At 70.1% G+C, this 14,720-nt stretch carries 14 protein-coding genes and 4 tRNA genes; 10 read left to right on the forward strand and 8 right to left on the reverse strand.

The features are described from left to right. Positions 1–14: 14 nt before the first annotated feature. On the forward strand, positions 15–914 hold the full coding sequence (locus ACIRC0_RS19205; RefSeq protein ID WP_403617305.1) for a phosphoribosylaminoimidazolesuccinocarboxamide synthase: 900 nt from the start codon (positions 15–17) through the stop codon (positions 912–914). 123 nt (positions 915–1,037) lie between these two features. Here ACIRC0_RS19205 and ACIRC0_RS19210 read toward each other — a convergent pair. The 4 genes from ACIRC0_RS19210 to ACIRC0_RS19225 all read right to left on the reverse strand — a co-directional run bounded on the left by ACIRC0_RS19210 (position 1,038) and on the right by ACIRC0_RS19225 (position 2,151). After that, positions 1,038–1,113: transfer RNA gene (locus ACIRC0_RS19210), tRNA-Gly, on the reverse strand. A 146-nt stretch (positions 1,114–1,259) separates the two neighbouring features. Then, positions 1,260–1,335, reverse strand: a tRNA-Gly gene (locus tag ACIRC0_RS19215). Between the two features lie 95 nt (positions 1,336–1,430). After that, positions 1,431–1,502, reverse strand: a tRNA-Gly gene (locus ACIRC0_RS19220). Positions 1,503–1,833: 331 nt separating this feature from the next. Then, complete coding sequence (locus ACIRC0_RS19225; protein ID WP_103840337.1) at positions 1,834–2,151, reverse strand: Lsr2 family protein; 318 nt, start codon at positions 2,149–2,151, stop codon at positions 1,834–1,836. A gap of 376 nt (positions 2,152–2,527) precedes the next feature. Here ACIRC0_RS19225 and purS point away from each other — a divergent pair, with 376 nt between their 5' ends. The 7 genes from purS (at position 2,528) to purM (ending at position 9,603) form a co-directional block, all read left to right on the forward strand. After that, a complete protein-coding gene (purS, locus tag ACIRC0_RS19230; protein ID WP_403617306.1) occupies positions 2,528–2,791 on the forward strand; it encodes a phosphoribosylformylglycinamidine synthase subunit PurS in 264 nt (87 codons plus the stop codon). After that, positions 2,788–3,468: a phosphoribosylformylglycinamidine synthase subunit PurQ gene (purQ, locus tag ACIRC0_RS19235; protein WP_403617307.1), complete on the forward strand. Its 681-nt coding sequence runs from the start codon at positions 2,788–2,790 to the stop codon at positions 3,466–3,468. Before purS ends, purQ begins: the two co-directional genes overlap by 4 nt. Continuing rightward, on the forward strand, positions 3,465–5,723 hold the full coding sequence (gene purL / locus ACIRC0_RS19240) for a phosphoribosylformylglycinamidine synthase subunit PurL (protein WP_403617308.1): 2,259 nt from the start codon (positions 3,465–3,467) through the stop codon (positions 5,721–5,723). The genes purQ and purL overlap by 4 nt, the downstream gene beginning before the upstream one ends. Positions 5,724–5,846: 123 nt before the next feature. Further along, complete coding sequence (locus ACIRC0_RS19245; RefSeq protein WP_403617309.1) at positions 5,847–6,644, forward strand: sterol carrier family protein; 798 nt, start codon at positions 5,847–5,849, stop codon at positions 6,642–6,644. 92 nt (positions 6,645–6,736) lie between these two features. After that, positions 6,737–6,958 carry a hypothetical protein gene (locus ACIRC0_RS19250; RefSeq protein ID WP_403617310.1) on the forward strand — a complete coding sequence of 74 codons (222 nt, stop codon included), beginning with the start codon at positions 6,737–6,739 and terminating at the stop codon, positions 6,956–6,958. Further along, complete coding sequence (purF, locus tag ACIRC0_RS19255) at positions 6,945–8,471, forward strand: amidophosphoribosyltransferase (protein ID WP_403617311.1); 1,527 nt, start codon at positions 6,945–6,947, stop codon at positions 8,469–8,471. The genes ACIRC0_RS19250 and purF overlap by 14 nt, the downstream gene beginning before the upstream one ends. A 61-nt stretch (positions 8,472–8,532) precedes the next feature. After that, a complete protein-coding gene (purM, locus tag ACIRC0_RS19260; RefSeq protein WP_403617312.1) occupies positions 8,533–9,603 on the forward strand; it encodes a phosphoribosylformylglycinamidine cyclo-ligase in 1,071 nt (356 codons plus the stop codon). A gap of 69 nt (positions 9,604–9,672) precedes the next feature. Here the strand turns inward: purM and ACIRC0_RS19265 are convergent, their stop codons facing one another. Both ACIRC0_RS19265 and ACIRC0_RS19270 read right to left on the reverse strand, forming a co-directional pair. Continuing rightward, positions 9,673–9,924, reverse strand: a complete 252-nt coding sequence (locus ACIRC0_RS19265) for a DUF3073 domain-containing protein (RefSeq protein ID WP_366028992.1) — start codon at positions 9,922–9,924, stop codon at positions 9,673–9,675. Between the two features lie 303 nt (positions 9,925–10,227). Further along, positions 10,228–11,310: a Leu/Phe/Val dehydrogenase gene (locus ACIRC0_RS19270; protein WP_403617313.1), complete on the reverse strand. Its 1,083-nt coding sequence runs from the start codon at positions 11,308–11,310 to the stop codon at positions 10,228–10,230. Positions 11,311–11,544: 234 nt separating this feature from the next. On the opposite strand from ACIRC0_RS19270, the gene ACIRC0_RS19275 reads away from it, so the two are divergent. Both ACIRC0_RS19275 and bldC read left to right on the forward strand, forming a co-directional pair. Next, a complete protein-coding gene (locus ACIRC0_RS19275) occupies positions 11,545–12,387 on the forward strand; it encodes a hypothetical protein (protein WP_403617314.1) in 843 nt (280 codons plus the stop codon). Positions 12,388–12,953: 566 nt separating this feature from the next. Continuing rightward, a complete protein-coding gene (bldC, locus tag ACIRC0_RS19280; RefSeq protein WP_003949541.1) occupies positions 12,954–13,160 on the forward strand; it encodes a developmental transcriptional regulator BldC in 207 nt (68 codons plus the stop codon). A 477-nt stretch (positions 13,161–13,637) separates the two neighbouring features. Here the strand turns inward: bldC and ACIRC0_RS19285 are convergent, their stop codons facing one another. Together ACIRC0_RS19285 and ACIRC0_RS19290 are read right to left on the reverse strand one after the other, a co-directional pair. Continuing rightward, positions 13,638–13,841 (reverse strand): DUF6274 family protein, encoded by a 204-nt coding sequence (locus tag ACIRC0_RS19285; RefSeq protein WP_403617315.1) that lies wholly within the window; start codon positions 13,839–13,841, stop codon positions 13,638–13,640. Between the two features lie 762 nt (positions 13,842–14,603). Continuing rightward, positions 14,604–14,678, reverse strand: a tRNA-Asp gene (locus tag ACIRC0_RS19290). Positions 14,679–14,720 lie beyond the last annotated feature (42 nt).

A 14,720-nucleotide genomic window follows, 5' to 3' on the forward strand; every position in this document is an offset into this window, starting at 1 on the left:
CACGGGGAGGGACCGTGTCCGGATTCGTCGAAAAGCCCGAACCCGTCCAGGTGCCGGGACTGGTGCATCTGCACACCGGGAAGGTGCGCGAGCTGTACCAGAACGAGGCGGGCGACCTCGTGATGGTCGCCAGCGACCGTACGTCCGCATTCGACTGGGTACTGCCGACCGAGATCCCGGACAAGGGCCGGATCCTCACCCAGCTGTCGCTCTGGTGGTTCGACCTGCTCCGGGACCTGGTCCCGAGCCACGTCCTGAGCACCGAACTCCCGCCGGGCGCGCCCGCGGACTGGGCCGGCCGCACCCTGGTCTGCAAGTCCCTGAAGATGGTCCCGGTGGAGTGCGTGGCCCGCGGCTACCTCACCGGCTCGGGTCTCGCCGAGTACAAGGAGTCCCGCACCGTCTGCGGCCTCGCCCTGCCCGAGGGCCTGGTCGACGGCTCGGAACTGCCCGCCCCGATCTTCACCCCGGCGACCAAGGCCGCGGTCGGCGAGCACGACGAGAACGTCTCCTACGAGGAGGTCGCCCGCAAGGTCGGCGCCGAGACCGCGGCCCAGCTGCGGCAGGCGACTCTCGCCGTCTACGGCCGCGCCCGCGACATCGCCCGCGACCGCGGGATCATCCTCGCGGACACCAAGTTCGAGTTCGGCTATGACGGAGACACCCTCGTCCTCGCCGACGAGGTCCTCACCCCGGACTCCTCCCGCTTCTGGCCGGCCGACCAGTGGCAGCCGGGCCGCGCGCAGCCGTCGTTCGACAAGCAGTTCGTACGGGACTGGCTCACCTCCCCCGCCTCCGGCTGGGACCGCACGAGCGAGCAGCCCCCGCCGCCGCTGCCGCAGGAGATCGTGGAGGCGACCCGCGCGAAGTACGCGGAGGCGTACGAACGCCTGACGGGCGTCCGCTGGTCCTGACCGACCCGGCCGACCGCATACAGGGCCCGGCCGCTCGCCGGGCCCTGACGGCGGCCACGAGCACCCGGACGCACCCCCCAGGACACACGAAGAAGCCCCCGGCCTGGGCCGGGGGCTTCTCTCTGGAGCGGACGACGAGGCTCGAACTCGCGACCTCAACCTTGGCAAGGTTGCGCTCTACCAACTGAGCTACGTCCGCACTGCGCGCTGCGCGAAGCCAACTATACCCAACCTCGCTCATGGGTGGTGCACACCTGGGCACGCGGCGCTGTGGCAACCTTCACACCGCCCGGGGTACCGGGGCACGAGAAAGGCCCCGGTCGAATCGACCGAGGCCCTTCTTTCTGGAGCGGACGACGAGGCTCGAACTCGCGACCTCAACCTTGGCAAGGTTGCGCTCTACCAACTGAGCTACGTCCGCATTGCCCCCGACCGTCAGCTGTAAAAGACACAGCCACCGATCGGTGCGAGCACCAGCCTACCTGATCCACAAGGGTGGTCCGGCCGGTCTCGTAGAGCGGGTGACAGGGATTGCACACTGCGCCTCCCCCTTGGAAAGGGGGTGTTCTGCTACTGAACTACACCCGCGTGACGCTCGGGCCTCGGCCTTTCCGGCCTCGCCCCTCGGCGTGCTCAGACTCTAGCTGATCACCAGGGGTGCAACGCAAGTCGGTTGCGCACGGGCCCGGATGGGGCAGTGGAGCGCCCCTGCAAGGGGCGCGGGGCCGTGACCCCATGCGGCTCCGCCGCGTGGGTGCGAGCAACCCGCGACAACCGGCACGCCGTGACGATCAGAACCCCCACGCAGAACCCCCACGGCGAACGGCACCCGGGGCCCGGGGCGGAGCCCCGCGAACGGCACCCTCGCCACCGAGCCCCGCTCAGCCAACGGCCCGGAACCCCCGCCGAGCCCGCGCGGCTACTGCGCCTCGGCGAACGCCTCGTACACCTTCTTGGGGATCCGCCCCCGCGGCGGCACGTCCAGCTTGTTGGAGCGGGCCCACGCGCGGACCGCGGCCGGGTCCGGGGTCAGGGCCGTGTGCGTGTACGCCCGGCCCGACTTGGCCTTCTTCCGCCCGGCCTCCACGTACGGCTCAAGCGCCTTACGCAGTTTCTTGGCATTGGCTTGATTGAGGTCGATCTCGTACGACTTGCCGTCCAGTCCGAAGACGATCGTTTCCGCCGCTTCTGAGCCGTCGATGTCGTCAAAGAGAGTGACCACGACACGCTGCGCCACGAATATCGGTCCCTTCGTGCGGCACCTCCGCGATCACAGGCCATGACGTGCGCAACGATGACGTGCGCAGTCGTCCGGCGGATGTCGGGAAGGTGTCGACTGTCCGGCAGTAATTGGGCAAAGTATCGGCTATTGCCTTTTCCTTTGTACAGTGCCCGGCATTGCATTGTGAAGACAGACTGAATACCTCCGCGTGTCCGCGTGCAATGCCGGGGCATCCTTCTTCTGCGATTTTTCCGAGGATTTTCCGTGCGGGGCACCGCGTCGATGCGCGATCGTGATGGCGGTCACGTAGGATGCTACGAATCTACGCGAGTAGAAATTGTGTGCGGGTAGTCTGAAGGAACCTGCTCAGCACCACACACCGGGAGTGCCAGTGGCACGCGTCGTAGTCGACGTCATGCTCAAGCCGGAGATCCTCGACCCCCAGGGCCAGGCGGTGCAGCGCGCACTGCCGCGCCTCGGTTTCGAAGGCATCTCCGACGTACGTCAGGGAAAGCGATTCGAACTCGAGGTGGACGGGCCGGTCGACGACGCCGCGCTCGCCCGCATCCACGATCTCGCCGAATCCTTCCTCGCCAACACCGTGATCGAGGACTTCACCGTCAAGGTGGAGGAAGTGGCGGAGGCCTCGAAGTGACCACCCGTATTGGCGTCGTCACTTTCCCGGGCAGCCTCGACGACCGGGACACCCAGCGCGCGATCCGTATCGCCGGGGCGGAGCCCGTCGCCCTCTGGCACAAGGACAAGGACCTCAAGCAGGTCGACGCCGTGGTCCTGTGCGGCGGTTTCTCCTACGGCGACTATCTGCGGGCCGGCGCCATCGCCCGCTTCTCGCCGGTGATGGAGCCCCTGATCGAGCAGGCGAAGGCGGGCCTTCCGGTCCTCGGCATCTGCAACGGCTTCCAGATCCTCACCGAGGCCCACCTCCTCCCGGGCGCCATGCTCGGCAACGACCACCTCCACTTCATCTGCCGCGACCAGAAGCTGCGGGTGGAGAACGCGGACACTTCCTGGACCAGCGACTACGACGCCGGCCAGGAGATCCACATCCCGCTGAAGAACATGGACGGCCGGTACGTCGCCGACGAGTACACCCTCGACAAGCTCGAGGCCGAGGGCCGCGTGGCCTTCCGGTACGTCGACTTCAACCCCAACGGCTCGCTGCGGGACATCGCCGGCATCACCAACGAGGCCGGCAACGTCGTGGGCCTCATGCCGCACCCCGAGCACGCCGTCGAACCGCTGATCGGTACCGGTCGTACCGACGGCCTCCCGTTCTTCACCTCGATCCTCAAGAAGCTGGTCACCGCATGAGCAGGACGCCTCTGGACACGGTCGAGCACGCGACCGCGACCCCCGACGTCGAGCTGCCCTGGGCCGAACTCGGCCTGAAGAAGGACGAGTACGAGCGGATCGTGGAGATCCTCGGCCGCCGCCCGACCGGCGCCGAGCTCGCCATGTACTCGGTCATGTGGTCCGAGCACTGCTCGTACAAGAGCAGCAAGGTCCACCTGCGCCAGTTCGGCGAGAAGGCCCCCCAGTCCGACGCCCTGCTCGTCGGCATCGGCGAGAACGCAGGTGTCGTGGACGTCGGCCAGGGCTACGCCGTCACCTTCAAGGTGGAGTCGCACAACCACCCCTCCTACGTCGAGCCCTACCAGGGCGCGGCCACGGGCGTCGGCGGCATCGTGCGCGACATCATCGCGATGGGCGCGCGCCCGGTCGCCGTGGTCGACCCGCTGCGCTTCGGCGCGGCCGACCACCCCGACACCAAGCGGGTCCTCCCCGGTGTCGTCGCCGGCATCGGCGGCTACGGCAACTGCCTGGGCCTGCCGAACATCGGCGGCGAGGTCGTCTTCGACGCCTGCTACCAGGGCAACCCGCTGGTCAACGCCGGTGCCATCGGTGTGATGCGGCACGAGGACATCCACCTCGCGAAGGCGTCCGGCGCGGGCAACAAGGTCATCCTGTACGGCGCCCGCACGGGCGGCGACGGCATCGGCGGCGCCTCCATCCTGGCCTCCGAGACCTTCGACGACGCCAAGCCCTCCAAGCGCCCCGCCGTCCAGGTGGGCGACCCCTTCCAGGAGAAGCTCCTCATCGAGTGCACCCTGGAGGCGTTCCGGGAGAAGCTGGTCGTCGGCATCCAGGACCTGGGCGCGGCGGGCCTGTCCTGCGCGACCTCGGAGCTGGCCTCGAACGGCTCCGGCGGCATGCGCGTCACCCTCGACGACGTCCCCCTGCGCGACTCGACGCTCTCCCCCGAGGAGATCCTGATGAGCGAGTCGCAGGAAAGGATGTGTGCGGTCGTCGAGCCGGAGAAGGTCGACCGCTTCCTGGAGATCTGCGCCAAGTGGGACGTCATCGCCACCGTCATCGGTGAGGTGACCGACGGGGACCGCCTGGAGATCTACTGGCACGGCGGCAAGATCGTCGACGTCGACCCGCGCACGGTCGCGCACGAGGGCCCGGTCTACGAGCGCCCGTACGCCCGCCCGTCCTGGCAGGACGAGCTGCAGGCCGACGACGCGAACAAGCTCCCGCGCCCGGCGACGTCCGAGGAGCTGAAGGACCAGGTCCTGAAGCTGGTCGGCTCGCCCAACCAGGCCTCCAAGAAGTGGATCACGCAGCAGTACGACCACTTCGTGCAGGGCAACACGGTCCTCGCCCAGCCCGAGGACTCCGGCATGATCCGCATCGACGAGGAGTCCGGCCTCGGCGTGGCCATCGCCACCGACGGCAACGGCCGCTACGCCAAGCTCGATCCGTACGCGGGCGCGCAGCTGGCCCTCGCGGAGGCGTACCGCAACGTGGCGACCACGGGCGCCAAGCCGCTGGCGGTCTCCGACTGCCTGAACTTCGGCTCGCCCGAGGACCCGGCGGTGATGTGGCAGTTCGCGGAGGCCGTGCGCGGTCTGGCGGACGGCTGTCAGCAGCTGGGCACCCCGGTGACCGGCGGCAACGTCTCCCTCTACAACCAGACGGGCGAGGCGGCCATCCACCCGACCCCGGTGGTCGCCGTGCTGGGCGTCATCGACGACGTCGCCCGGCGCACCCCGGTCGCCTTCCAGGAGGAGGGCCAGCTGCTGTACCTCCTCGGCGACACCCGTGAGGAGTTCGGCGGTTCGGCCTGGTCGCAGGTGATCCACGACCACCTCGGCGGTCTGCCCCCGCAGGTCGACCTGGAGCGCGAACGCCTCCTCGGCGAAATCCTGATCTCCGCGTCGCGCGACGGCATGATCGACTCCGCGCACGACCTGTCCGACGGCGGTCTGATCCAGGCCGTGGTCGAGTCGGCCCTGCTCGGCGGCAAGGGCGCGCGGCTGATCGTGCCGGACGGCCTGGACGCGTTCACGTTCCTCTTCTCCGAGTCGGCGGGACGCGCGATCGTCGCCGTGCCGCGCTCGGAGGAGCTCCGCTTCAACGACATGTGCGGCGCGCGCGGCCTGCCGGCCACCCGCATCGGTGTCGTGGACGGGGAAACCGTCGAGGTCCAGGGCGAGTTCGAGCTGACCCTGGCCGAACTGCGCGAGGCCCACGAGGGCACCATTCCGGCGCTGCTGGCGTAAGCCGCCCGTCGGACGGCCGTAGTACGACGGCGAAGGCCCCACCCGCTCGACGGGCGGGGCCTTCGCCGTCCGCGTTCCCTCCGCCCTGCGCCCCCGCCTCCCGCGCCCACTAGGCTCGGCGCCATGCCCCCGGCCAAGAAGCGCACCCGGACTTACGACCCCGTCAAGACCCGCGCCGCCGTTCTCGCGCAGTTCGGGAACGTACGGGAGGCCGTGAGCACCCTTACGGCCGAGCAACTCGCGCTGCCCACCCGGCTCGGGGACTGGGCCGTACGGGAACTGGCCACGCACATCGGGATGGCCCTCTCGGCCTTCGGGCGGTTCCTCGGCAGGCCGGAACCCGCCGCGCAGAACGCCACCGTCCTCGACTGGCCCTTCGCGACGTCCGCCAACTCCGGTGCCATCGCGGACACCGCCCGCACTCTCGCCGCCCAGAACCCCGACCTCGACGGCTACCTCGCCGGCATCGAGAAGGAGTACTCGGAACTCCTCGCCGCACATCCCGGCACCCGGCTGCTCGACACCACCGCGGGCGCCATGCCGCTCGCCGACTACCTGGTCACCCGCACCGTGGAACTCGTGGTCCACACCGACGACCTGAACGCCGCCGTCCCCGGCCTCGACATCCCCTACGACCGCCAGGCCCTCGCCGCAGCGACCCGGCTGCTCGCCGACGCGCTCGCCGTGAAGGCGCCCGGCGCCTCCACCGAGGTGCGCGTCCCGCCGTACGCCGTCGTGCAGTGCATCGAAGGCCCCCGGCACACCCGCGGCACCCCGCCCAACGTCGTCGAGACCGACCCGCTGACCTGGGTCCGGCTCGCGACCGGCCGTACGAGCTGGGACACGGCCCTCGCAGACGCCAAGGTCAGCGCGAGCGGCGAGCGGGCCGACCTGAGCGGGCTGCTGCCCCTGATGGCGTGAAGTCGTCAGGGACGCGGGGGCGACGGTACGCGCCGGTCACTTCACGGAGTGCGCCCCGGGTACCCACCCGCAAGATGTGCGACGGCTCACTCATGGACACCGAGGACACGCTGAGCGGGCTCTCCGGTCGTCCGCGGCTCTCCGCCCCCGACCACCGGCGCGCCGCGCTGACCAGCGAAAACGGCAAGGGCGTCAGCGCGCTCGCCGAGCGCGGACCACGGGCGTCCGGCCACTGCGCACGGCGTGCGGCATCGATGACCGGATTCGGACCAGTGCACGATCTCGCCTACACTCGGTGGCGTGCCACGTGGTGACGGTCGACTCAATCACGATCTGCTCCCCGGTGAGAAAGGCCCCCAGGACGCATGCGGCGTCTTCGGTGTCTGGGCTCCGGGCGAAGAGGTCGCAAAGCTCACGTACTTCGGGCTCTACGCCCTCCAGCACCGGGGTCAGGAATCCGCGGGTATCGCGGTGAGCAACGGCTCCCAGATCCTCGTCTTCAAGGACATGGGCCTGGTCTCCCAGGTCTTCGACGAGACCTCCCTCGGTTCGCTCCAGGGTCACATCGCGGTCGGTCACGCCCGCTACTCGACCACCGGCGCCTCCGTCTGGGAGAACGCCCAGCCGACGTTCCGCGCCACCGCGCACGGCTCGATCGCGCTCGGCCACAACGGCAACCTGGTCAACACGGCGCAGCTCGCCGAGATGGTCGCCGACCTCCCCAAGGAGAACGGCCGCGCCACCCAGGTCGCCGCCACCAACGACACCGACCTCGTCACCGCCCTCCTCGCGGGCCAGGTCGACGACGACGGCAAGCCGCTGACCGTCGAGGAGGCGGCTCCCAAGCTGCTGCCTCAGGTCAAGGGCGCCTTCTCGCTCGTCTTCATGGACGAGAACACCCTCTACGCGGCCCGCGACCCGCAGGGCATCCGCCCGCTGGTCCTCGGCCGGCTGGAGCGCGGCTGGGTCGTCGCCTCCGAGACCGCCGCGCTCGACATCGTCGGCGCCAGCTTCGTCCGCGAGATCGAGCCCGGCGAGTTCGTGGCCGTCGACGAGAACGGTCTGCGCACCTCCCGGTTCGCGGAAGCGAAGCCCAAGGGCTGTGTCTTCGAGTACGTGTACCTGGCCCGCCCGGACACCGACATCGCCGGCCGGAACGTGTACCTCTCCCGTGTCGAGATGGGCCGTCGCCTCGCCAAGGAGGCGCCCGTCGACGCCGATCTGGTCATAGCGACGCCCGAGTCCGGCACCCCGGCCGCGATCGGCTACGCGGAGGCCTCCGGCATCCCGTTCGGCTCCGGCCTGGTGAAGAACGCCTATGTCGGCCGGACCTTCATCCAGCCCTCGCAGACGATCCGCCAGCTCGGCATCCGCCTGAAGCTGAACCCGCTCAAGGAAGTCATCAAGGGCAAGCGCCTGGTCGTCGTCGACGACTCGATCGTGCGCGGCAACACCCAGCGCGCCCTGGTGCGGATGCTGCGCGAGGCGGGCGCCGCCGAGGTCCACATCCGGATCTCCTCCCCGCCGGTGAAGTGGCCCTGCTTCTTCGGCATCGACTTCGCCACCCGCGCCGAGCTGATCGCCAACGGCATGTCGGTCGAGGAGATCGGCCGCTCACTGGGCGCCGACTCCCTGGCGTACATCTCCATCGACGGCATGATCGAGGCGACCGCCATCGCCAAGCCGAACCTGTGCCGCGCCTGCTTCGACGGCGAGTACCCGATGGAGCTGCCCGACCCGGAGCTCCTCGGCAAGCAGCTGCTGGAGACCGAGCTGGCCGCCGGTCCCGCCGCCACGGCCGCGACCGACGCGATCCGTCGCCCGTAAGACCAGAGGTCCCGGGGCGTCCCCCGGAAGACCCAGCCACCAACCCGAAAGATCCCAGGCAATGTCTGAGACCCAAACCGGTGCTTCCTACGCGGCGGCAGGCGTCGACATCGAAGCGGGCGACCGCGCCGTGGAGCTCATGAAGGAGTGGGTGAAGAAGACGCAGCGCCCCGAGGTCCTCGGCGGCCTCGGCGGCTTCGCCGGCCTCTTCGACGCCTCCGCCCTCAAGCGCTACGAGCGTCCGCTGCTCGCCTCCGCCACCGACGGCGTCGGCACCAAGGTCGACGTCGCGCGCCGGATGGGCGTCTACGACACCATCGGCCACGACCTGGTCGCCATGGTCATGGACGACATCGTGGTGTGCGGCGCCGAGCCCCTGTTCATGACCGACTACATCTGCGTCGGCAAGGTCCACCCCGAGCGGGTCGCCGCGATCGTGAAGGGCATCGCCGAGGGCTGCGTGCTGGCAGGGTGTGCCCTGGTGGGCGGCGAGACGGCCGAACACCCGGGTCTGCTGGGTCCGGACGACTTCGACGTCGCGGGCGCCGGTACGGGCGTCGTGGAGGCCGACCGGCTGCTCGGCGCCGAGCGCGTCCGCGAGGGTGACGCGCTGATCGCCATGGCGTCCTCGGGACTTCACTCCAACGGGTACTCCCTCGTCCGCCACGTCCTGCTCGACCGGGCGAAGCTCGGCCTCGACCAGCACATCGACGACCTCGGCCGCACCCTCGGCGAGGAGCTGCTCGAGCCCACGAAGATCTACTCGCTGGACTGCCTGGCCCTGATGCGCACCGCCGAGGTGCACGCGTTCAGCCACGTCACCGGCGGTGGACTCGCGGCCAACCTGGCCCGCGTGATCCCCGACCACCTGCATGCCGCGGTCGACCGCTCGACCTGGACGCCCGCTCCGGTGTTCGACCTCGTCGGGAGGACCGGCGACGTCGAGCGCCTGGAGCTGGAGAAGACCCTGAACATGGGCGTCGGCATGATCGCGGTCGTCCCCGAGCAGTCGGTGGACGTCGCGCTCGCCGCCCTCGCCGACCGCGGCGTGGACGCATGGGTCGCCGGCGAGATCACCGAGCGGGGCGAGCACGAGACGGGTGCCGCCCTGGTCGGGGACTACGCCGGCTGAGACCCTGCCGACAGCACAGAACCCGGTCCGTGGCCAGGGCCACGGACCGGGTTAAAGCTCGGTGCAGGGTCAAGCGCCGCGACGGTGCCGAGAGGACGACTCGTCTTCCTCGTCCTCGTCGTCGTCCGCATACAAGTCGGCGTACCGTGCGTACAGATCGTCGTCGTGCTCATCGTCCTCGAACCGGTCGCCGTTCGGCGACGCGTTCGACGTCGATGCGCCCAGCTCCTCGGCCAGGCGTGAGAGGTCCGTCCCACCGCTGTTGTACTTCAGCTGGCGGGCGACCTTCGTCTGCTTGGCCTTGGCCCGGCCGCGCCCCATGGCTCGACCCCCTCAACGACGGGGCTCGACGGCCCCAGAGTCTTGACACGCGTTCATGATCCGGAACGGGCTCTCCGCAGAGAGACCGGCCCGTAGGGCTTCCACGGTACCTGAGCCCACGCCCATACGGTACGTCGCCCGCAGGACGGGCGTGTGCCCACGACCGTCGAGGAGCCCTGTCCTCGCTGGTCACGGCCGATTTTAACCACTTATTGGCCGACGACCCGCCGAGGAAAGTGAGAGTCCTCTCAAACCCTCCCTCGGCGGGTACCGGTCAAACCCGGGTGGCCCCCCTCGGGAAGGTCACCGTCCGCGCGCCTCCGCCATCCGCTGCTCGGCGATCCGGTCGGCCGCGGCGGCCGGCGGAATGCCGTCCTCCTTCGCACGAGCGAAGATCGTCAGCGTGGTGTCGAAGATCTTCGCCGCCTTCGCCTTGCACCGGTCGAAGTCGAAGCCGTGCAGCTCGTCGGCGACCTGGATGACACCGCCGGCGTTGACGACGTAGTCGGGCGCGTACAGGATCCCGCGGTCCGCGATGTCCTTCTCCACACCCGGGTGCGCGAGCTGGTTGTTGGCCGCGCCGCACACCACCTTCGCCGTCAGCACCGGCACCGTCTCGTCGTTCAGCGCCCCGCCCAGCGCGCACGGGGCGTAGATGTCCAGGCCCTCGGTGCGGATGAGGGCGTCGGTGTCCGCGGCGACGGCGACCTGCGGGTGCGCGTCGGTGACCCGGCGCACGGCGTCGGGCCGTACGTCCGTGATCACCACGTCGGCGCCGTCCTCGAGCAGGTGCTCGACCAGGTAGTGCCCGACCTTGCCGACACCCGCGATGCCGACCTTGCGCCCGCGCAGCGTCGGGTCGCCCCACAGGTGCTGTGCGGAGGCCCGCATGCCCTGGAAGACGCCGTACGCGGTGAGCACGGAGGAGTCGCCCGCGCCGCCGTTCTCGGGGGAGCGGCCGGTGGTCCAGGGGCACGCCCGGGCCACCACGTCCATGTCGGCCACATAGGTGCCGACGTCGCAGGCGGTGACGTACCGACCACCGAGCGAGGCCACGAAGCGGCCGTAGGCCAGCAGCAGCTCCTCGGTCTTGATCCGCTCGGGGTCGCCGATGATCACGGCCTTGCCGCCGCCGTGGTCGAGACCGGCCATGGCGTTCTTGTACGACATCCCGCGCGAGAGGTTCAGCGCGTCGGCGACGGCCTCCTCCTCGCTCGCGTACGGGTAGAAGCGCGTGCCGCCGAGGGCGGGGCCCAGGGCGGTGGAGTGGATCGCGATGACGGCCTTGAGGCCACTGGCCCTGTCCTGACAGAGCACGACCTGCTCATGACCCCCTTGATCCGAGCGGAACAGGGTGTGCAGGACGCCGTCGGTTACGTCGGTCACGGTGGTGACTCCCGGTTGAGTAGCGGCGGTTGGGGGAGGGTCCCGTGCGGGTGGCGGGGCCCGTGGGCATGAGCGTAGAGCGTGCGGGCGCCCACGTTGCGCGCAGTGCCGAGGATCACCCTCCCTCGGAGTACGCCCGGACGGGTTCGTGGGACGATTTGCAGGGGTTTTCCACCTCGGCCGGGCCGGTGCCCGGGCGGGTTCGGGTCGGGTTCGGGTGGGGAGGGAGCAGGTGTGCCCAAGGTGTCCTCGGTGATCGTCCCGTACGCGTCCTACTTGCGCGTCTACGAGCCGCTGGCCGCCTTCCCGGAGCCGGAGCGCAGCCACTGGGCCCGCTACGCCCGCCGCCCCGACCGCCCCTCGTACCAGGACGAACTGCGCCGTTCCCTGGCCGACTTGCTGCCCACGCCGCCGATCCCGGTGCCGGTGCACGAGAGCGACGACGCCTTCGTGACCGAGGTCGAAGGGGTGCTGTGCGTGTGCCCCTGGCGCACCCGGCTGCGCGGCTGGCAGGCGCTGGGAGAGCTGCCCGAGGAGCTTCCGGCGCCGGTCCTGGACGCGGTCCTGCCGCCCGTCGTGCGCCGCCAGGCCGCCCAGGACTACGAGCGCTGGCGGGAGCGGAACCCGGACGCGCGCCCCTGGATCCGCACCGCGACCTGGCAGGTGCCGCTGAACTGGTTCGTGCTGGTCTCCGACGAGGAGCGCAGGTACGAGAAGGGGTCCGGCGAGGTGCCCCCGATGCTGCGCTACCGCACGCCCATGGTGCAGGCCCGCAGGCGCGTCGCGCGGACGCTGAGGACGCTGAAGGACACGATCGACGAGGGACCGCTCATCGACGGTCTGGTGGACGTCGGGCGGTGGCTGGAGGAGTTCCACCCGCGGTCGCTGGTCGAGCTGGACTACGGCGGGCTGGTCCACGTCCTGCCGGCCGCGGAGCTGGACGCGGACCACTCGGCCGCGGACGTCGCCGAGGGTATCGAGGCCCTGCGGCACGGGGACGGGGCGGCGGCCGGGGAGGCGTACGGGCGGCTGGTGGAGCGCTGGCGGGCCGTACGGGAGCGCCGGTCGGCGAACTGAGGGCGGTCCCTCAGCCGGGGCTCTGGTGAACCGTTGCTCGAATTGTGACCCGCGAGACATGGTGAAGTCGCAACCCTTGGCCCATGGTTGACGTACCGCAGGTAGGTGCGGGGTCGGGGCGGAGGACGTAGCGACCGATCCGGGCTTATGCCGCCAAGCGTGACGGACAGCACTTACAAGGACCTTGCGTCTTACGGCCCTCCTCATGCCAAAATAGGACAAGGAGCCCGGGGGAGGCTCCCTCTGCCCGCATCTGGGCGGAAACTCAGCATTGCACGCTTTGGGGGGTCTCGTGACTCCTGATCGTCCTGTGACTGTTCGTCACAGTGGCGTGACTGTCCGCTATGGCATGGTCCATCGGCTTCCGTCGCTGATGAACACCTGGGAGGGCAATTCCATCGGTTTGGCCGACGCGGCTGGACAGATGGTGTAGTTGTAGTGCCGAGGACAAGCCGTTCGTCCTATAACCGACTCGACTCGCGTCCGCCATTTCGGGCAACGCGGGTCAAGGTGCAGAATTTAGAGGAAAGAACCGAGAAGGTTCGGTTCTCCCGAGGAGGCCGCTCATGACCGCTCGCACCCCTGATGCCGAGCCGCTGCTGACCCCGGCTGAGGTCGCCACCATGTTCCGCGTCGACCCGAAGACGGTCACGCGGTGGGCGAAGGCCGGCAAGCTCACGTCCATCCGTACGCTCGGCGGGCACCGCCGCTACCGCGAGGCCGAGGTCCGCGCTCTGCTCGCGGGCATCCCGCAGCAGCGCAGCGAGGCCTGAACAATCGCATAGCCGGACATACGGGCAGGTCCCCCACCTGCCGTGACGTCCGGGACAACAGCTCCAAGCGACGCGGGTTCTGCCCCAACAGGACTCACGCCCGAGGTCAACAGAGGCACGACAAGGGTGCGTCGTAGATCGCGCTGGACTCCGCCGGGTCCAGCGCGATCTTTTTTGTGCGCCGGCCGGGTGTGCGGGGCCGGGCTGTGAGCGGCCTTGTCGCAGTCTGGGGAGGGGTGTCGGAACTGCTGTGCGTCACCTCAGGGCCAGGTGCAATTGCACATATTAAATTGACCCTTTGTAGGAGGGGGGTAAGGGCGGCGGCCCCCGAAACTCGTACGGTGACACCCGTCACATGCCAGAGTCCTTGTTACGGGTGCGGAGCCTTTGCTAGGGAACAGCCCGCTGAGCGGCGGGTGTTGGGCGGCCGCACGTCCAGGAGTGCCCACGCCGGCGCGGGATGAACCCCCGGGTTTGTCAGGCCGTCGTGGCGCTCTCGGGGGCGCTGCCGTCCTCCGGGACCGTCTCCGGAGCCTCCTCGCCGCGCTGGGCGGGTTCCATGGCCAGGCGCAGCAGGTGGTGGCAGATGGGGCAGTGCCGGGTCAGATGGCGGTACCCGGAGGCGGCGGACAGATGGGCACGGAGCAGAGCACGGGTCTCGTGCCGAACGGACGCCGCCATACGCCACCTCCCCGGGCCGCCCCGCACCTCGGGGAGCCCTGACTTCTGGGGTACCGAGGGAAAGTGACTCCGTCAAGGCACGGGACGCCCGCGCTGCCGCTCGACGCTGCCGCTTGGGCCGCGGCTCGGCGTCCGGCGTGCCGTCACGGGACTTCGCCCCACCGGGCCCCGGCTGCTGTGCCGCCGTGGGGGGGGGCGCCGTGTCGGTGACGGTGGGCATGGAGCAGCCCAGCCCTCCGCGCGCGGCGGCTCGGTGCCGTGCCGCATCCGGACGCTGTGGGCCGGCCTCCGCCGTGGCGGCGTGCTCCGACCGATGGCGCCGCCGCCTCGCCGCCCGTGCCCCGGCGGGCGGCGAGCCCTGAGACGGCCGGCGCGGAGCGCGTTGCGGTAAGGGTGCGGGACGGCGGGGGCGAGCAGAGGTCGGTTCGCCCCCGCCGCCCTTACCCGTCCCATCCCCCAGGGGCTCCGCCCCTTCAACCCCACAGGGGCTCCGCGCCTTCAACCCCACAGGGGCTCCGCGCCTGGAACCCCACAAGGGCTCCGCCCCTGGAACTCCACAGGGGCTCCGCCCCTTCAACCCCACAGGGCTCCGCCCCTGGAACTCCACAGGGGCTCCGCCCCTTCAACCCCGCAGGGCTCCGCCCCGGGAACCCCGCGGGGACTGCGTCCCCTGCACCCCTATGCGGGGCTCTAGCCCCGCGGGCCGGCGTGTGGTGGTACGGCGAAGGCCCGCGTCCGTTGCCGGATGCGGGCCTTCTGATGCGGTCCTGACGGGATTTGAACCCGCGGCCTCCACCTTGACAGGGTGGCGAGCACTCCAAACTGCTCCACAGGACCAGGTCTCGCGGCGCCTTCGTGCGTTGCGCTGCGAGAAGAGAC

The organism is Streptomyces sp. NPDC093984, from assembly GCF_044764595.1.
Lineage (GTDB): Bacteria > Actinomycetota > Actinomycetes > Streptomycetales > Streptomycetaceae > Streptomyces > Streptomyces cynarae.

Coding starts and splice junctions, on each gene's coding strand:
- purL (WP_403617308.1), top strand. CDS start 3,465: ATGAGCAGGACGCCTCTGGACACGGTCGAGCACGCGACCGCGACCCCC.
- ACIRC0_RS19245 (WP_403617309.1), top strand. CDS start 5,847: ATGCCCCCGGCCAAGAAGCGCACCCGGACTTACGACCCCGTCAAGACC.
- ACIRC0_RS19250 (WP_403617310.1), top strand. CDS start 6,737: ATGGACACCGAGGACACGCTGAGCGGGCTCTCCGGTCGTCCGCGGCTC.
- purM (WP_403617312.1), top strand. CDS start 8,533: ATGTCTGAGACCCAAACCGGTGCTTCCTACGCGGCGGCAGGCGTCGAC.
- ACIRC0_RS19265 (WP_366028992.1), bottom strand. CDS start 9,924: ATGGGGCGCGGCCGGGCCAAGGCCAAGCAGACGAAGGTCGCCCGCCAG.
- bldC (WP_003949541.1), top strand. CDS start 12,954: ATGACCGCTCGCACCCCTGATGCCGAGCCGCTGCTGACCCCGGCTGAG.
- ACIRC0_RS19285 (WP_403617315.1), bottom strand. CDS start 13,841: ATGGCGGCGTCCGTTCGGCACGAGACCCGTGCTCTGCTCCGTGCCCAT.